This window comes from Mucilaginibacter sp., from assembly GCF_039935595.1.
Classification (GTDB): Bacteria; Bacteroidota; Bacteroidia; order Sphingobacteriales; family Sphingobacteriaceae; genus Mucilaginibacter.
This window is the reverse complement of the sequence record NZ_JBDTJZ010000173.1, coordinates 1-18,996: the sequence shown is the minus strand read 5'-3', so window position 1 is coordinate 18,996 and position 18,996 is coordinate 1. Positions and strand designations below refer to the sequence as shown.

11 protein-coding genes and 1 pseudogene are annotated in these 18,996 nt (G+C 42.1%); 11 read left to right on the top strand and 1 reads right to left on the bottom strand.

What is annotated here, in order from left to right:
- The 11 genes and pseudogenes from ABI367_RS12175 to sov form a co-directional block, all read left to right on the top strand.
- Positions 1 to 338, top strand: a pseudogene (locus ABI367_RS12175) (polysaccharide biosynthesis protein); the annotation flags it as partial.
- Between the two features lie 29 nt (positions 339 to 367).
- Positions 368 to 2,131 (top strand): tetratricopeptide repeat protein, encoded by a 1,764-nt coding sequence (locus ABI367_RS12170; protein WP_462226615.1) that lies wholly within the window; start codon positions 368 to 370, stop codon positions 2,129 to 2,131.
- The gene (locus ABI367_RS12165; protein WP_462226613.1) at positions 2,109 to 2,897 is read left to right on the top strand and encodes a DUF4292 domain-containing protein; all 789 of its coding nucleotides are present in this window, start codon (positions 2,109 to 2,111) and stop codon (positions 2,895 to 2,897) included. Before ABI367_RS12170 ends, ABI367_RS12165 begins: the two co-directional genes overlap by 23 nt.
- Positions 2,898 to 2,916: 19 nt before the next feature.
- On the top strand, positions 2,917 to 4,167 hold the full coding sequence (locus tag ABI367_RS12160; protein ID WP_462226611.1) for a murein hydrolase activator EnvC family protein: 1,251 nt from the start codon (positions 2,917 to 2,919) through the stop codon (positions 4,165 to 4,167).
- A 66-nt stretch (positions 4,168 to 4,233) separates the two neighbouring features.
- Positions 4,234 to 4,731, top strand: coding sequence for a Sec-independent protein translocase subunit TatA/TatB (locus ABI367_RS12155; RefSeq protein WP_462226609.1), 498 nt, complete (start codon positions 4,234 to 4,236; stop codon positions 4,729 to 4,731).
- Between the two features lie 28 nt (positions 4,732 to 4,759).
- On the top strand, positions 4,760 to 4,933 hold the full coding sequence (locus tag ABI367_RS12150; protein ID WP_462226607.1) for a Sec-independent protein translocase subunit TatA/TatB: 174 nt from the start codon (positions 4,760 to 4,762) through the stop codon (positions 4,931 to 4,933).
- Between the two features lie 111 nt (positions 4,934 to 5,044).
- The gene (gene gatA / locus ABI367_RS12145) at positions 5,045 to 6,472 is read left to right on the top strand and encodes an Asp-tRNA(Asn)/Glu-tRNA(Gln) amidotransferase subunit GatA (protein WP_462226605.1); all 1,428 of its coding nucleotides are present in this window, start codon (positions 5,045 to 5,047) and stop codon (positions 6,470 to 6,472) included.
- A gap of 62 nt (positions 6,473 to 6,534) precedes the next feature.
- Positions 6,535 to 7,800, top strand: coding sequence for a lytic transglycosylase domain-containing protein (locus ABI367_RS12140; protein WP_462226603.1), 1,266 nt, complete (start codon positions 6,535 to 6,537; stop codon positions 7,798 to 7,800).
- Positions 7,801 to 7,897: 97 nt separating this feature from the next.
- Positions 7,898 to 10,168 (top strand): NADP-dependent malic enzyme, encoded by a 2,271-nt coding sequence (locus ABI367_RS12135; protein WP_462226602.1) that lies wholly within the window; start codon positions 7,898 to 7,900, stop codon positions 10,166 to 10,168.
- A gap of 120 nt (positions 10,169 to 10,288) precedes the next feature.
- Positions 10,289 to 10,876, top strand: coding sequence for a Holliday junction branch migration protein RuvA (ruvA, locus tag ABI367_RS12130; RefSeq protein WP_462226600.1), 588 nt, complete (start codon positions 10,289 to 10,291; stop codon positions 10,874 to 10,876).
- Positions 10,877 to 10,903: 27 nt separating this feature from the next.
- Positions 10,904 to 17,968: a T9SS outer membrane translocon Sov/SprA gene (gene sov, locus ABI367_RS12125; protein ID WP_462226598.1), complete on the top strand. Its 7,065-nt coding sequence runs from the start codon at positions 10,904 to 10,906 to the stop codon at positions 17,966 to 17,968.
- A 35-nt stretch (positions 17,969 to 18,003) separates the two neighbouring features.
- Here the strand turns inward: sov and ABI367_RS12120 are convergent, their stop codons facing one another.
- A complete protein-coding gene (locus ABI367_RS12120; RefSeq protein WP_462226596.1) occupies positions 18,004 to 18,765 on the bottom strand; it encodes a head GIN domain-containing protein in 762 nt (253 codons plus the stop codon).
- Between the last annotated feature and the right edge of the window lie 231 nt (positions 18,766 to 18,996).

The window sequence follows — 18,996 nt, the reverse complement described above, 5'->3', positions numbered from 1 at the left end:
GGTACGGGCTTTATATATCCGGGTTCGGTGCCATAGTAACCATCATATTAAATGTCCTATTTATACCTAAATACAGCTATATGGCTTCGGCGTGGGCCTCACTGGCTGCTTATACGGTTATGATGGTATTATCCTACATCTGGGGGCAAAAAAATTATCCTATTCCGTATAATTTAAAAAAGAACCTGGCTTATATCATTTCATCGCTTTTGCTCGTTTATTTATCATTCTATGTATTTAACCGTAATATATTTATAGGCAATGGGTTGTTGTTGGCTTTTGGGTTAACGGCTTTATATTTTGAATGGAAAAACTTAAAAGCTATATTTAAATTTTAGAGGCAAGGATAAAAAAAGTTTATTAAGCATTGAAAAGCATTGAATTGTATACTGAAATAAAAGGCCGGGTAAGTACAAGTTTCCTGAGCCTTGCTTCGTGTATGTTGCTTTTTACAAGTGCTTATGCCCAACAAAGGCCTCCCCGTGCAGCCCAGGCCACTGCAAAGCCGGGTGTGGATACAGAGATGGTAGAAAATTTGTTCTATTCGGCGATGGTAGAAAAAACGCGCGATAATAGCAAAGAAGCCGCTGACCTATATACTCGTATTTTACAAATTGACCCCTCAAACGATGCCACGCTTTATGAACTGGCTAAAATTAAAAAAGTTCAGAATAATTATCCCGAAGCACAAACCCTGCTTGAAAAGGCTGTTGCTGTAAAGCCGGATAACGAATGGTATTGGGTGGCCCTGGCCGACATCTATGAAAAAAATAACGATGTAGCCAAACTGGAAAATGTATTAAATGAGCTGATTAAAATAAACCCCGACAAGCCCGATTATTACCTGGACATAGCCAATGCCTATTTTGCCGAAAAGAAATATGACGAGGCATTAAAGGTGTATGATAGTTTAGAAAAAATTACAGGCCCGTCTGACGAGATAACCGTTAACCGGCAAAAAATTTATTTAAAGCAGGGTAAAGTTGATCAGGCCGCCGCCGGGCTGGAACAGCGTATTGCTGCCGAACCGAACCAGATACGCTATTATTTACTGCTTGCCGAAATTTATAACTCAAGTGGCCAAAATGACAATGCCCTTAAAGTTTTGGAGCGCGCAAAAAAAGCCGACCCCAATAACGGTATGGTACACCTGGCGCTGGCAGATATTTACCGCGACAAAAAAAATACCGACGCGAGTTTTAATGAACTGGAACTGGCATTTGCCGTGCCTGACCTGGACATTAACCAGAAACTGCGGATAGTAACTGGCTATTTCCCAAAATTCCCTGATCCTAATGCCAAAGCCAGCGCGCTTGAACTGAGCAAAATAATAGTAACCACACACACCACTGATGCGCGTGCTAATGCCTTGTATGGCGATATGCTTTTTCAGAATGGAAAGTTTAAGGAAGCACGTGATGCTTATCAAAAATCAATAACTATTGATAACCAGCAATATGAAGTGCGCGAGCAATTGGTAAGGATTGAACTGGGTAACAACGAAATTGATAATGTAATAAAGGATGGCGAGGACGCCTTGTCGTACTTTCCAAACCAGGCAGCTATGAATTATTTTGTTGGGGTGGCCTGGGTACAAAAAAAACAGTATAACAAAGCATTAAGTTATTTAAAAAATGCCACCTCGCTGGAGTTGCAGGATAAAGAAATACTCTCTTTATCCTATTCCGCATTGGGCGATTGCTATCACGAACTTAAAAATATTCCAAGCTCTGACGCGGCGTATGAAAAATCGCTTACCTATAATCCGGATAATGTTTTTACGTTAAACAATTACGCTTATTATTTAAGCGTACGTAATGAGCAGTTAGATAAAGCGGCCGCGTATGCCAAACACGCAAATGACCTGCAACCTAAAAATGCATCGTTTGAGGATACTTACGCCTGGATATTGTTCAAACAAAAAAAATATGCCGAGGCTAAGGTATGGATAGAGAAAGCATTGGCTGATAACAAGGATAAAAGTGCTGTACAAACCGAACATTATGGCGATATACTGTTTAATTTAGGTAATGCTGATGGTGCCGTTAGCAACTGGAAAAAAGCTAAAGATTACGGCAGCACATCGCCAAATTTGGATCGAAAAATAAATGAGAAGAAATATATTGAATAAACTGCTGATTGCCGTTTGCCTGCTGGTTATGGTAAGTTGTAAGGCACGAAAAAAATTAGTAGTTGCCCCACCCGCGCCGGTACCTGCCCCGGTAGTTAAAACGGTTAACCCTATTGATGATATAAAGGCCCGCCAGCTTAATTTTAACACCTTTGCTGCCAAATCAAGCACCACCTTAAATATTGATGATAACAGCAATGATGTTACGCTAAACATCCGTATTGATCATAATAAAAAAATATGGGTATCAGTAACTGCCATATTGGGTATTGAGGTAGCGCGGGCATTGATAACACCTGATAGTATATATGTTATTAATAAGTTGCAGGGTATGTATTTAAAAAAGCCGTTCAGCTATATTTATACCTATGCCAGCAAACAAATAAACTATAAAACATTAGAAGCCTTGCTGGTAGGCAACGCCATGCCCGAAATTTTGAATGATCCGCATGTTATTTTACAACCTACCAACGGCAACGTTACGCTATCGGGTAAATTGCAGGAATTGGTTTACCGACTTACTTTGGGACCCGATAAAAAAGCACAGCTGTTAAATTTATCAAATCCGGCAGAGGCGCAAACCCTACAGGTAACCAATGACGCGCCGGTACAGGCTGAAAATAAAATAGTGCCTTCGCAAATAGATATTCAATCTGCTATAAAAAATAAAAAAATACAAGTTAATTTGCATTATACCCGGGTTGATTTTGATCAGCAGCTGGAGTATCCGTTCAATATTCCTGAAAGATATTCGCCGGCTGATTAAAATTGATACTTTTGAACCAATGAAATTTTTAAAGATAGTTTTACTTTTTATTTGTGTTTTTGCAACAGCGAACTTGTATGCGCAATCGAGTGCCGATTTAAAAAAGCAACGCGACCGGATCAATGATGAGTTGGAGCAGCTAAACCACCAATTGCAGGATGTACAGAACAATAAAAAAGTTAACCAGGGACAGTTAACCAACTTAAAAAAGCAAATAGCGCTTAGGGAGGAAAAGATTGATATTATTAACAGCGAAGTGCGTAACCTCGATAATCAAATATCCACCAATACCAATACCGTACATAGTCTGCAAAACCAGTTAGACCAACTTAAAAAAGAGTACGCCGGTATGGTGCTATTTGCCTATCGTAATAAAAGTGCCTATAATAAACTGATGTTTGTTTTTGCCGCGAAGGATTTTAACCAGGCTTATAAACGTTTAAAATATTTACAGCAGTTTGCCACCTACCGCGAACGGCAGGCCGGTTATATTGAAAGCACCCAGCACGACTTGCATATTAAAATAAACGAGCTGGACAAAACCAAGGAAGAAAAGCATAATTTATTGGTTGAACAGGAAAAAGACAAAGCAACATTAGGTAAGCAAAAAAGCACAACTTTAAAACTAGTTTCCAGTCTTTCAAAACAGGCTGGTTATATAAAACAACAACTAAAAGATCTACAGGCTCAAAGAGATAGACTGAATAGGAAGATTCAGGAAGTAATTGCTGAAGCAGCACGTAAAGCTGCCGAAGAGGACCGATTGGCCAGAGCCAAAGCAGGTAACAAAGAATCTACAACCAAATCTTCTTCGCGCAGAACTATCAATGAGAGTTTAAATGCAACCCCTGAAGCAGCCAAACTTTCGAGCGAGTTTTTGGATAACAAAGGTAGTTTGCCATGGCCAGTTGCTTATGGCGAAATAATACATGGCTTTGGTAAATATTATACTGAAGGTATATCAATGGAAAGTTATGGGTGGGATATAAAAACTAATCCTGGGGCATCAGTAAGATCAATATTTTCCGGTGAAGTATATGGTTTTCAGGATATGGGCGGCACATATTTCGTTGTTATTAAACACGGAGAGTATTTTACAGCCTATTCTAATTTAAAGTCAGTTAATGTATCAAAAGGGCAAAAAGTTAGCACTAAACAAAACATTGGCACAGCTGCTGTTGATCCAATATCGGGCGATACAGAAATAAGCTTTACGTTAAATAAAGGTACTACATCAATTAATCCGCAAGCATGGCTGGCAACTAAATAGTTACATCTGTTAATACATCCGTTAATATATTATTTACGTATATTTGTAACCTTAAATAGTAAAATTATGTTTAGTTCAGCCCTGTTGTTTTTAGATATTGGTGGCCCCGAGGTAATGCTGATCATGTTTGTGGCGTTACTTTTGTTTGGCGGCGATAAGTTACCTGAGTTGGCCCGTGGGCTTGGTAAAGGTATTCGCGATTTTAAAGATGCCTCTGAAGGCGTAAAGCGCGAGATAAATAACCAGATAGATAATTACGAAAATAAAAAAACGACAGAAGCTACTCCGGCTGCTAATGCTGAATTAGCAGAACATGCGGAGCCTGCCCAACTTGAAGAGCATAAGCCGTACCAGTATACAGATACGGATGGCGATTTTGAAGACGTGCACAAACACCAGCCGGTAGCTAATACCATACCAGCAGGGCAAAGCCACGTAACCGCTACTGATCAATTGGTGGATAATGGACCGATTGACCCTTATGCGTTTAAAAACGAAAACCATACAGACGAAACTCACGTATCTACAGAGGCCGTTAAAACGGGCGAACAACATAAATTATAGTTATAACTAATATTAAACATAAAAAATCATGGGATTAGGTGCACCTGAAATCATTCTTATTCTGGCAGTAGTTTTAATACTATTTGGCGGTAAAAAAATTCCTGAACTGATGAAAGGTTTAGGCAAAGGCGTAAAAGAATTTAAAGACGCGCAAAACGGAACCAGCGAACCCGTTAATAATGAAGATAAATCAAAAGTTTAATCCTTTAATAAGGGGTTGATTTATCTTATTTCTATTTATAGCTTATTTACATTTATACTTATCTGTTGAATTTATTTATAATTTCAATGGATAAGTTTTTATTTTAGGCCCATGGCTAAATTTTATTCCTCTTTAAATGAAATAAAGAGTGGGTTGCAAAGCGGAAGTGTTACCGTTGAAGAACTGGTAAAAAATTACCTGAGTCAAATTGAATTAAATGCACATTTAAACGCCTTTAATGAGGTGTTTGCAGATGAAGCTTTAGCCCGGGCCGTTGAGGTAGACCACAGTATTAAGCAGGGTACCGCCGGTAAACTGGCAGGTATGGTTATAGCTATTAAGGATAATATTTCCTTCAAAGGGCATAAATTGAGTGCCTCATCCAAAATTTTAGAAGATTTTACCGCTATTTACTCCTCAACCATTGTTGAGCGTTTAATAGCTGAAGACGCCATCATAATTGGTCGTTGTAATTGCGACGAATTTGCTATGGGCGCCACAAACGAGTCATCATATTATGGCCCGGTAAAAAATCATGCCGACAATACCCGTGTTTCAGGAGGTTCATCAGGCGGATCGGCTGTAGCCGTACAAGCTAATATGTGCCATGCCGCAATAGGTACTGATACCGGCGGCTCTGTAAGGCAGCCTGCATCATTTTGCGGATTGATTGGATTAAAGCCAACTTATGGCCGCGTTTCAAGGCATGGTATTATTGCCTATGCTTCATCATTTGACCAGGCCGGGCCCATTACCCGTTCGGTTGAAGATGCTGCTTTATTGTTAGAAGTTATGGCAGGTGCCGATGAATATGACAGTACCTTATCGCAAAAGCCGGTTGAAAGCTACAGTACCAATTTGCAGTCATCAGCAGCAAAAAAGAAAATTGCTTATTTACAGGAGGCATTATCAAGCCCGGGGGTTAATGCCGAAATAAAAGCTTCGTTAACTACTTATATTGATAAGCTGCGTGCCGAGGGCCATACCGTTACACCAATTGCTTTTGAGCATCTGGACTATTTGGTGCCGGCATATTATATTTTGGTTACAGCAGAAGCTTCATCAAACCTGGCAAGATATGATGGGGTACATTATGGCTACCGGAGTAAAAATGCTACTGACCTTGTTTCCACGTATAAGCGTTCACGCTCAGAAGGTTTTGGTATGGAAGTTAAGCGCCGCATTATGCTGGGTACATTTGTTTTAAGCGCCGGGTATTACGATGCCTATTACGCCAAGGCCCAAAAGGTGCGCCGTATTATCCGCGAAAAAACAGAACAGATTTTGCAGGAGTATGATTTTATTTTAGTCCCATCTGCACCCGAACCCGCCTCAGCCATTGGCAAGAGTGATAAAGACCCTGTTGTTGGTTACCTGGCCGATATTTTTACCGTGCAGGCATCATTAGCAGGCGTACCGGCAATATCATTGCCGGCAGGCAATAATGCTGATGGATTACCGTTAGGCTTACAGCTATTAGCAAAGCATTTTGAGGAGCAGGAATTGTTAAATTTTGCAAAATATTTCCTTCAACTATAAAAATTTAATATTTTAGTAAAACTTCTGTCTTTATTGATCCGTAACAGTCCTTAAATAAAAGAATGAAGAAAATTTTTACTGTAACTATTTGTATTTTATTGTTAAATATAGTTTACGCCAGTACCTCGGTTTTGGCGTATAATGCAAATAAAAACACATCCTCACCCGGCGATACAGTTGCTGCGGCGAAGTCTGCAGCATATTATGCAAACTCCATTTTTAAGCTTCGTTTAGATTCGATAACCAAAGAGGTTCCGTTAGATTATAACGAATATGTACAAACCTATATAGATACCTACAGCCGTCATAAAGATGAAATGAGCAAGGTGCTTGGGTTATCTAAATATTATTTCCCTATTTACGAAAAAGCATTCAGGGAGGCAGGTATCCCCCAAGAAATAAAATATTTATCAATAGTTGAGTCCAAGCTTGATCCTACAGCGGTATCAAGGGTGGGTGCAACCGGGCCGTGGCAGTTTATGGCGGCTACCGCCAAAATGTATGGCCTAAATATGGATAGCTATGTAGATGAGCGCCGCGACCCTGTAAGGGCAAGCTATGCCGCTGCCGCTTATTTAAAAGATGCGTACATGGAATTTGGTGATTGGTTGCTGGCTATAGCATCCTATAATTGCGGTAAAAGCAATGTTGAACGTGCCATTGCAAAAGCAGGCGCGCTTGATTTTTGGTCAATACGCCAATATCTTCCGGTAGAAACACGTAATTATGTACCGGCCTATATTGGTGTGGCGTATGTAATGAACTATGCTAAAGATCATGATATAGAAGCACAGCCCTGGGGTTTTACCAAAGCAGGTGCTGATACGGTAATGGTAAACAGGTTTGTGTCAATAAGCGATGTTTCAAAAGCGTTGAACGTCGACTCGCATCAGCTATCCTTATTAAACCCCGCCTATACCCGTCAAATAATAAATGGCAGTACTGCTGCTCCCCGTAAATTAATTATACCTGTACCGGGCAAAGAAAGTTACAATGCGTTATATGCCGTATTAAATGGGGATGCTCCTGCCTCCGAGCCTTTGCCGGCATTGCCCGCCTCTAAAGAAGCGGCGTCCCGCAAGATGCCCGAATCGCACGTGATGAAGCGTGGCGAAACGCTTGCCCAAATAGCCGACAAGTATGGTATAGAATTACAGGACCTGAAAGACTGGAACAATATACACGGTAACAAAGCTGCTACAGGCAAAAGGTTGTGGTTAAATGATATGCACCAATCATCAGTACAACAACCGCCCTCTAAGCACGATTTAAAAGTAATAAACTATAAAGCCCAGCCCGATATGTTGGTAAACATAACCAGGGGCTAACCCATTATTATCAGGAACCCGGTTTTGATTTTTCATGACCGGGTTTTTTTTATGCATTACCCGTTCAAAAAGTTAACTTTGAACTTTGATTGTAACCATGAATAAGCCAAACCGTAAACAGGACGCCTTAAACTATCATTCAAAGGGCCGTCCCGGAAAAATACAGGTAGTACCTACCAAACCCACCAATTCACAACGCGACCTGACAATGGCCTACTCGCCTGGGGTTGCCGAGCCATGCCTGCGTATTGCCGAAAATGTGGATGATGTATATAAATATACCGCAAAGGGCAATCTTGTTGCCGTAATAAGCAATGGCACTGCCGTATTGGGTTTGGGCAATATTGGCCCAGAAGCCAGTAAGCCGGTAATGGAAGGCAAAGGTTTGTTATTTAAGATTTATGCTGATATTGATGTATTTGATCTGGAGGTTAACGTACAATCGGTTGACGAGTTTGTAAACATTGTTAAAGCATTAGAACCCACTTTTGGTGGTATCAATTTAGAAGATATATCTGCACCTACCTGTTTTGAAATAGAGCGCCGTTTAAAGGCCGAAATGAAAATACCGGTAATGCATGATGACCAGCACGGCACGGCTATTATATCGGGCGCAGCCTTATTAAATGCCTGCCAGGTGCAGGGCAAAAAGCTGGACAAGATAAAAATGGTGGTTAATGGCGCGGGCGCCGCCGCGGTATCCTGCTCAAAAATGTATTTATCATTAGGGGTTAAAAAAGAGAACCTGGTGATGTTTGATATTAATGGTTTGTTATCCACATCACGCACCGACCTGGACGAGATGCGGCAGCAATTTGCCACCACACGTAAAGATATTACCGACTTGACCAGCGCTTTAAAAAACGCCGATGTTTTTATAGGCCTCTCGGCAGGTAATGTGGTAGCACCGGATATGCTAAAGGGAATGGCTAAAAACCCTATTGTTTTTGCCATGGCAAACCCCGACCCTGAAATTGCTTATGAACTGGCGATAGCAGCACGTAAAGATATTATTATGGCTTCAGGCCGGTCTGATTATCCTAATCAGGTAAATAATGTATTGGGCTTCCCATATATTTTCAGAGGTGCGTTGGATGTTAGGGCTACTGCCATTAACGAAGAAATGAAAATAGCCGCGGTGCATGCCATTGCCGAAATTGCTAAAAAGCCTGTACCCGAGTCGGTAAATCTGGCCTATAATACCAAAAACTTAAAATTTGGCAGGGAATACATTATCCCGAAACCGATGGACCACCGGTTAATAACCGAGGTATCAGTAGCTGTTGCAAAAGCGGCTATAGCATCAGGGGTAGCGCGTAAAATAATTACCGATTGGGAAGCCTATACCGAAGAGTTAAGATTGCGCATTGGGTCAAGCGATAAGCTATTGCGTAATATTACCAATAAAGCAAAGCAAAATCCTAAACGTGTTGTTTTTGCTGATGCCGATAATTATAAGATATTACGATCAGCGCAAATAGTAAAAGAAGAATGTATTGCTACCCCAATTTTGCTTGGCGATGTTGAGAAAATAAAAGAGATCATCAAAGAGAATGACCTTGAACTGGATGATGTACAGATCATTGACCCGCATATAGGCGCAGAAAATACAGAGAAGTACGCCAACTACTTATATAAAAAGCGCCAGCGCAGGGGCATAACTTTATACGAGGCACGCAAATTAATGAGCGACTCAAATTATTACGGTGCTTGTATGGTGCAATTTGGCGAAGCCGACGCGCTGATATCAGGGTTAACTAAAGACTATGCAACCACGGTTAAGCCGGCGTTGCAAATTATTGGTACAGAAACAGGGGTAAACCGTGTAGCAGGTATGTACCTGATGATAACACCAAAAGGCCCCGTGTTTTTAGGCGATACCACTGTAAACGTTAGCCCATCGGTTAATGATTTGGTTGATATTACCGTGCTGATTGAAAAAGCGGTTAAAAAATTCAATATTAGCCCGCGTGTTGCTATACTATCCTACTCTAATTTTGGCTCAAACGAAGGGATTATTCCCGAAAAAACACGTGAGGCTGTACGCATACTACATGACAAATATCCTGACATGATCATAGACGGCGACCTACAGGCTAACTTTGCTTTGAATGCCAGGTTACTTGCGGATAACTTCCCGTTCTCAACCCTAAAAGGGCAACCCGCAAACACGTTGATATTCCCTACACTGGAGTCGGGCAATATAGCCTATAAATTATTACAGGAAATAGGTGGCTCCGAAGCGGTTGGTCCTATACTGTTAGGGTTAAAAAAATCAGTACACGTATTGCAGTTAGGCAGTTCGGTAAGAGAGATAGTGAATATGGTTACCATTGCGGTGGCCGATGCCCAGGAAAAGGCGGGGTAAAATAATTTTTCGTATTTTAGAAGTGGTGATTGATCACACCCTGGTTTATCATTAGCTATTACGTGTTATTTTAAGGGATAAGGTTTTTATATTTTGTTCTCAACTTATTGAAGATACTTTATGTACGCATATATTGATGGTAAACTGGTTTTTAAATGCCCTGCATACGTTATTATTGATGCCGGCGGCGTAGGTTATCATATCAATATATCGTTACATACTTTTTCTTTACTGGGGAATGATGAGCGATGCAAACTATTTACCTGGCTACACGTAAAAGAAGACGGCCATACCTTATACGGTTTTGCCGACGAAGGGGAGCGCCGTTTGTTTTTGCATTTAATATCAATATCAGGCATTGGGCCCAACACGGGGCGCATGATGCTATCATCTATCACACCTGACGAAATTCAAATAGCTATTATAAATGGTAATGTACCTTTAATACAACGTATAAAGGGGATAGGCCCCAAATCTGCGCAGCGAATTATATTGGAACTGCAGGACAAATTACGCAAAGAAGGGCCCGGATCGTCATTAACTATGGCACCGGCAAACAAAACAGTTAAAGATGAAGCATTATCGGCATTAGTGATGTTGGGTTTTGCCCGTAATGCAGCCGAAAAGGTTATTGAACAGGAGATTAATAAAAATGGCGGAACTTTAACTGTAGAGCAGTTAATTAAGTTGGCGCTAAAAAGCTTATAGTTACGCATCATTAGATTTTTCGAATTTGTGATTAGGATTTTTACTAAAAAAATTCTTTCGTGTATCGTAATTATTTCTGCTTTATGCGGGGCAGGAAACGTTGTTTTTGCCCAGCGCCCCATCAGCGTTTTAAAAAAGGACACAACAGCTATAATTTCTCCTTTAAAACGTACCATATCAAACACCGCACTGTCGCGTAATGGCGTATTTGAGCCCGACCCACCTAATCTTGTACGTACTGTTGAGTACGACCTGCTTACCAACAAATATGTACTTTATGAGCGTGTAGGCAATTTGTTGTACCGCCCGCCGCAATACCTCACATTTTCTGAATATTTAGCGCTAAAGCAAAAAGAAGAGAAGCGGGATTATTTTAAACAGCTGTCTGATAATTATGCTTACCAATCGCAACAGCCGGGTTTTATACCGCAAATACAAGTGCGCAACAAAACTTTTGAACGCATATTTGGCAGCCCTACTATTGATATCAGGCCGCAGGGATCTGCCGAAGCCATTATTGGTGGGCAGATAAACAGCAACCAAAACCCGCTTTTTAATACCCGCCAGCGCAAGCAGTTCAATTTTAATTTTGATCAGCGTATACAGCTCAATGTTACCGGTATGATAGGCGATAAATTAAAAATTGCCACCAATTATAATACCGAGGCACAGTTTCAGTTTGATAACCAGCTGAAGTTAGAATATACCGGTCACCCTGACGAGATCATTCAGGAAATACAGGCCGGTACGGTAAGTATGCCGTTAAATACGTCGTTAATTACCGGCACACAAGCGTTGTTTGGTATACGTACCAAATTGAAGTTTGGCAAGCTTAATGTAACCAGTATTTTAACCCAGCAGCGGTCGCAATCAAAAACAATCACTATCTCTAATGGGTCGCAGCAGGGCGAGTTTAATGCAAGCGCTTCAGATTATGAAGCCAATAAGCACTACTTTTTATCGCAATTTTTCCGCAATAATTATAACAAGGCGCTGGCCAATATCCCTATTATCAGTTCCAATGTAAATATTACAAAAATTGAGGTTTGGACCACTAACCGCACCAACGTAGCCACCGATTCGCGAGATGTGGTTGGCTTTATGGATCTGGGCGAAAATGCACCTTACAATACGGCGCAGATACAGGGCGGTCCGGGTTTTTCGGCGTTGCCTGCGGGTTTTCAAAGTCCGTTGTTTCCGCAACAATCCAACAATTTGCTGGCTAATTTACCCGCGTCGGTACGGCTGTCTAATGATCCGGCCAATACGTTAAACCAGTATTTTGCCAGCCATGGCGGTACGGATAACTATGCCAAGCTAACCTATGCGCGTAAGCTAACATCCAAGGAATTTACGCTTAACCCGCAGTTGGGCTATATATCGCTTAATTATCCTTTAAATAACGATGAGGTGTTGGCTGTAGCTTACCAGTATACGTATAACGGCGTGCAATACCAGGTTGGCGAGTTTTCAGCAGATATCCCGGTTGATGCCACTGCGCCAAAACTATTATATCTTAAACTATTAAAAAATACGCTGCTAAAAACCAACCTGCCTACCTGGAAGCTGATGATGAAAAACATTTATTCGCTTAACGCTTCCCAGGTTAGCTCTACTAATTTTAAACTGCGCATAGCGCGTTTAGATGATAAGTCGGGTATTGAAAAGCCGTTGATGGAGGAAGGGCAAAATACTAAAGGTAAACTCTGGCTGCAATTAACCGATTTAGATAACCTTAACCAGCAGGGCCAAAAGCAGCCCGACGGGTATTTTGACTTTTTAGACAAGGTGACTATTGATCCGACATACGGGCGTATCATATTCCCGGTACTGGAGCCTTTTGGCTCTGACCTTGCCCGGCAATTTAACCCGGGCGAAACGGACCTGATAAAGCGGTACACCTTCCAGCCACTGTACGACTCGACCAAAACGGTGGCGCAGCAATTTTTTCCGCAGCTTAACCGGTATGTAATTAAGGGTACTTATAGCGCCCAGGGAGGTGGAGGAACATATCAGCTTAACGCGGTAAACATACCGCAGGGGTCGGTAACTGTAAACGCGGGGTCGTTAAAGTTGGTAGAGGGCACAGATTATAGCATCGACTATAATGCCGGGACTCTTAATATCATTAACCAATCGCTCATTACCTCAGGGCAACCTATTAGCGTAAACCTGGAGAGTAATGAATTATTTGGAGTTCAGCAAAAATCGTTATACGGTACAAGGTTAGATTACAAAGTTAGCCCTAAGTTAGCGTTGGGTGCAACGTTTATGCATTTAACCGAGCAGCCAATCTCTCAAAATGAGATAGCGGGCCAGGAGTCTATCTCCAATTCTATTTGGGGTTTTGATGGCAATTACAACTCTACATCGAGGCTGCTTACGCGTTTGGTTGATAAAATGCCTTTTATTCATACCAAAGCACCGTCGTCCATTAATTTTAATGGCGAGTTTGCGCAATTGCTGCCGGGCAGCCCGTCCGCGCTAAATTATGCCGGTTCAAAAAACGGCACTTCGTACCTGGACGATTTTGAAAATAGCCAGTCGATAATTGATCTTAAAGGGGCAATAGGCTGGCAGCTATCCGCCACGCCGCAGTATTTCCCCGAATCGCGTTTATATAATGACCTGAGTTATGGCTATAACCGGGCAAGACTGGCGTTTTATAATATCGACCCTATATTTTATACCAATTCGGGCTCCATACCGGTGTCTCGTACGGAGCTATCCAACCATTATGTAAGGCAGGTTAATGAAACAGAAGTATACCCGTATAAACAGCCTGTTACCGGCTTGCCGTTAAGCCTGTCAACGCTTGATCTGGCTTTTTACCCAAATGTGCGCGGGCCGTATAATTACGCCACTGCAGGCATAAACAACGATGGTTCGTTGCAAAACCCAAAATCGCGCTGGGGGGGTATTTACCGGCCTATTTCGACCACAGATTTTCAATCGTTAAACGTACAATATATTGAGTTTTGGGTGATGGATCCGTTTATTTATAAACCGGGTTCGGCAGGTGGCGACCTTTTACTTAACCTGGGCAGCATATCAGAGGACGTTTTAAAAGATGGCCGCAAAAGTTTAGAAAATGGCCTGCCTGTTAATGGCGACCTGAGCACGGTTGATAATACCGCATGGGGTCGTGTACCTAAACAGCAGCCGGTGGTAAACGCGTTTGACAATAACCCCGCTGCCCGCCAGTTGCAGGATGTGGGGTTAGACGGGTTGGGTGATGCGGACGAGCAAAGCAAATTTGCCCCGGTAGTGCAACAGGCCTCCGCAGTGTTAAACCCGCAAGCTGCTGCCAGTTTGGCTAATGACCCTTCGTCAGACGATTACCAGTATTACCAGGGCCCCCAGCTTGACCAGCAGCAGGCCGGTATATTAAAGCGTTACAGCCAATATAATGGCCCGGAAGGCAACTCAAAAACTGCAGAGCAATCGCAGGCACAACTGGGGCTGCAAACATCGGCTGCTACGTCATTGCCTGATGGAGAGGATATTGACCATGATAATAACATGAGCCAGGATGATCAATATTTTGAATACAAAGTATCCATGCGCCCGGCCGACCTGGTGATAGGCAAAAATTTTGTTAATGATAAAGTAGTATCGCAGGTTAAGCTGCCTAACGGCGACACCAAGCCGGTAACCTGGTACCAGTTTCGTATACCTATTTCAGCCTATCAATCTGCCGTAGGCGGCATACAGGATTTTAAAGCTATACGCTTTATGCGCATGTTTATGACCAATTTTGCCGATACCGCGGTGTTACGTTTTGCGGCCCTGCAACTGGTACGCGGCGACTGGCGGGCCTATAATACCGAAAATAACCCCCTTAATGTAATTGCCGACCCGGCTTTTACAAACCCGCCGCTGGATAATTCGACACTGAATGTAGAGACGGTAAATATTGAGGCCAATGGTAAACGCACACCTATACCTTATGTAGTGCCGCCGGGCATAAACCGTCAGCGCGATTATAATAATTTACAAGGCAATACCCAGTTAAATGAGCAATCATTATCATTAAACTTCGGCAACCTGAGCGACGGGTATTCGCGTGCAGCTTTTAAAACATTTAATAATGACCTGAGGCAGTATAAGCACCTGCAAATGTTTATACACGCCGAGGCACAAACCACCTCTACACTGAATAATAATGATGTGCATGCGTTTATACGTTTAGGTGCCGATTATCAGAACAATTATTACGAATACGAAATACCCTTACAGGTAACGCCGCCAACAACCAATGCCGATGAGATATGGCCGGCAGCAAATGAACTTAATCTTCAACTTTCATTATTAACCGACGCGAAGGTGGCGCGTAACAATGCTAAATACCAGGGAGGGCCATGGCCGCTAACGCGCCCGTTTACGTATAGCGACGGGCAAAACAAGATAATTATTGTTGGTATGCCTGATCTGAGCCGTTTAAAAACGGTTATGCTGGGTGTGCGTAATCCATACCAGGGTAATTCATTGCCGGGCGTTGATGATGGTTTAGCAAAATCGGGCATAGTATGGTTTGATGAGTTGCGGCTTACTGATTTTAACAATGATGGCGGCTGGGCCGCGCGCGCAAGAGCTAATATTAAACTGGCCGACTTTGCTGATATAACCCTTTCGGGCAGTAAAAGTACCGCAGGCTTTGGTACGCTTGACTCAAAACCTACCGATCGTAGTTTGAACGATAACCAGGCTTATGATATATCGGCCAGTATGGACCTGGGTAAGTTTTTTCCGGATAAAACGGGTATACATATACCAACTTATGTAAATGTATCGTCGGAGGTTGCCATGCCTAAATATGACCCGGCACAACCCGATGTATTGCTGAGTCAAACCCTGAGCGGCGCAACCAGCAGCCAGCAACGCGACTCTATAAAAAACGCCGCCGAAGATTATACCCGGCGCAAAAGCATCAACCTAACTAATGTACATAAGGTTAAAACCAATATAAACTCGCCTAATCATGTTTGGGATATTGAAAATTTTAACGCCACTTATGCTTATAGCGAATACCTGCACCATGATTTTACTACCCTGAATGATATTGAGCAAACCTACCATGTATCAGTAGCTTATAATTACGCTAACCAGCCTAAATATATAAGTCCGTTTGAAAAGATCATTAAAAGAAATACGCTGGCTTTAATACGCGACATCAATTTTAGCCTGATGCCTTCGCGATTAAATTTCAGTATGAATTTTGATCGCTTTTATTCAGAAAATACCCTGCGTAATAATGATCCTGCTAACCCGGTATTTGTACCTACAACCTTTAATAAAAATTTTAATATAACGCGGCTATATGGCATAGGATGGAACCTTACCAAATCATTAACCCTTGATCTGGATGCCTCAAACCTTTCGGTAGTTGATGAGCCTTACGGGCGCATTACCGGGTTAAAAAAAGACACGTTGTGGTCAAACCTGCGCAGGCTGGGGCGTACCACCAACTATAACCATACGCTAACGGCCAATTATACCGTACCGTTTGCCAAAATACCCGTTTTAAACTGGATGGGTTTACTGGCGCGTTATACCACGCACTTTAACTGGCAGGCCCCGCCTCAATTTGCCATTGGCAACCCCTTGTTTAATGTGGGTAACAGCATACAAAACGCGCGCAATATTCAGTTAACGCCATCATTAAACATGACAATGCTTTATAATAAAATATCAGCCCTAAGTAATCTGGATAAGCCCGGTAAAGGGGGAGGCATTGGTGGTGCATTGTTAAGTATTTTAACCAGTGTTAAAAATATAAGCGGCACCTACACCAGTAGCGAAGGCACGTTTTTACCGGGGTATTTACCACAATCAAACTTTTTGGGCGAGGACCTGAATTATAACGCGCCGGGTATAGGCTTTTTATTGGGCAGCCAGGCCGATCTGCGCAGCAGGGCAATAGCCAATAACTGGATATCAAAAGATACGCTGCAAAACCAATTGTACGTAACCAACTTTCAGCAAGATTACCACCTTAAAGCTACTGTTGAGCCCACACATGATCTGCGCATTGAACTAACCGGGTTTAAAACACAGGAACATACCTATCAAACTAACTTTAAATACCTGCCATCTGCCGGTGGCTTTCAAAATTTATCGCCAATTACCTCGGGTAATTATAGTGTATCTATAATCTCCATAGCAACGGCATTCTCTAAAGAAAGTGGGGTAGATAATATATCAGCTACTTACCAGAAATTTTTAGACAATAGGGCAGCCATCTCGCAGCGACTGGGGCGCCAAAATCCTAACTCAACACCTACCACGAACGGCTATGCCGATGGTTATGGACAAAACTCGCAGGACGTGGTTGTGCCTGCCTTCCTGGCTGCATATACGGGTAAAAATGCGTCAAGCGTTAGTCTGAGCCAGTTCCCTTCAATTCCCATACCTAACTGGCATATAACCTATAACGGGCTAAGCCGTTTGCCTTTTCTGGCAGAGGTGTTCGACTCGTTTACTTTACAGCACGGGTATAGTTCGGCCTATACGGTAAGTAATTTTAATACGTTGCCGCAATACCAGGAAACCAACGGGCATGTAAGTTCAAGGGATGTAAACAGTAATTTTTTACCTAACTACCAGTTTTCGCAGATAAGTATTTTTGAGGAGTTTGTACCCTTATTGGGGGCCGATATGCGCTTTAAAAATAATATGACCGCCACCCTGGAGTACCGGCAAAGCAGGGCATTAAGCCTTAGCTTGCTTAACAGCCAGCTAACCCAGCAAAATGATAAATGGGTAACGGTTGATTTTGGCTATAAAACCAACAATATGCGCTGGCCGTTCGGACTTTTTAATAACTCCATATTAAAAAATGATATAAACTTTAAGATTCAGTTTGCCCTGCACGATAGTAAAACACTTATTTATCTTGCCGATGTAAAAGCCGCCCAGGTGTATTCGGGCGCGCAAAATATAACCTACCGCCCATCCATTGATTATTCCATAAGCCAGCGTTTTAACCTGAGTTTCTTTTATGACTCAACCATTAACCGGCCTTATACTTCGCAAACGTTTAACACCGCGTTTACCAATTTTGGGATTAATTTGAAGTTGCTGTTGCAGTAGCTTGGTTAAAAATCAGAAGAAAAAGTTCGAATATTTTACCCCTTTTTAACCCTACCCGAGCCTGAACTATTTACATTAATATCAGTTGCGTTACCTGTATAAGTAATATTACCTGAGCCTGCAACGTGTGCGCTTATTTTTTTATCGGCATTGATGGAGATATTGCCCGATCCGGAAACATTTGCGTTTACAACATCGGCCTTAAGTTCTTTGGCTTTTATATTACCGGAGCCACTTACCTTTATGTCGGCATTTTTTACTGCACCGTTAAGTGCAAGACCGCCTGATCCGCTAACAGATGCGTTAAGTTGCCCCGCGGTTATAGCAGAAGTAATGTGGCCGGAACCACTAACAGACACGGCCAAACTTGTTGCATTAACAGCCGCGTTTATATTTCCTGAACCGCTAGCTTTCATTTCTGCATTGCCGGTAAGGCTGCCCTCCAACTGTATGTTGCCAGATCCGGAACTGGTAAGCGACGACAAGGTTTTTGCGGTAACGTACACATCAACCCGGTTATGGTTAAAGCCCGAAAACAAACTCCATGAAAGATGATTTTTTTGCCGGATGATCAATATATCATTTTCAACTACGGTTTCAAAATCTTTTAAAGTACTTTCATCTGCTATAATTTTCAGGCTCTCTGTGCCATCAATTTTAATATGTACAGTACAAGACGCCGCTGCCGAAATGCCTCTAAAACCTGATACCGGCCTGGTTTGCTGGGTTTGTGCAAATGCACCAAAAGTTATTATGATCAATATTGCCGCACTCAGGGTTGTTAAAATATTTTTCATGCTATTTAGGGTTTGGTTTACTTGTATATGACGCTGCTGATTATTAAAAGGTTACACCTAAACTAATAAAATATTTGCTTTACTTTTTTGGTGACAATATCTTGTCACCTATACCACGTGTACCAATCGTTTGCGAACGCCAAACTGGTATACGTGGTTTTACTGAGTTGGCAATTGTTGGGCTTTTAAGGCCTCTTTTTCGGCACGTTTTTGCTGTCTTTTTAATTTTCG

What these genes read in the sequence shown, in the direction of transcription:
- ABI367_RS12165 (WP_462226613.1), top strand. Translation starts at nt 2,109, where the DNA reads ATGAGAAGAAATATATTGAATAAACTGCTGATTGCCGTTTGCCTGCTG.
- ABI367_RS12160 (WP_462226611.1), top strand. Translation starts at nt 2,917, where the DNA reads ATGAAATTTTTAAAGATAGTTTTACTTTTTATTTGTGTTTTTGCAACA.
- ABI367_RS12155 (WP_462226609.1), top strand. Translation starts at nt 4,234, where the DNA reads ATGTTTAGTTCAGCCCTGTTGTTTTTAGATATTGGTGGCCCCGAGGTA.
- ABI367_RS12150 (WP_462226607.1), top strand. Translation starts at nt 4,760, where the DNA reads ATGGGATTAGGTGCACCTGAAATCATTCTTATTCTGGCAGTAGTTTTA.
- gatA (WP_462226605.1), top strand. Translation starts at nt 5,045, where the DNA reads ATGGCTAAATTTTATTCCTCTTTAAATGAAATAAAGAGTGGGTTGCAA.
- ABI367_RS12140 (WP_462226603.1), top strand. Translation starts at nt 6,535, where the DNA reads ATGAAGAAAATTTTTACTGTAACTATTTGTATTTTATTGTTAAATATA.
- ABI367_RS12135 (WP_462226602.1), top strand. Translation starts at nt 7,898, where the DNA reads ATGAATAAGCCAAACCGTAAACAGGACGCCTTAAACTATCATTCAAAG.
- ruvA (WP_462226600.1), top strand. Translation starts at nt 10,289, where the DNA reads ATGTACGCATATATTGATGGTAAACTGGTTTTTAAATGCCCTGCATAC.
- ABI367_RS12120 (WP_462226596.1), bottom strand. Translation starts at nt 18,765, where the DNA reads ATGAAAAATATTTTAACAACCCTGAGTGCGGCAATATTGATCATAATA.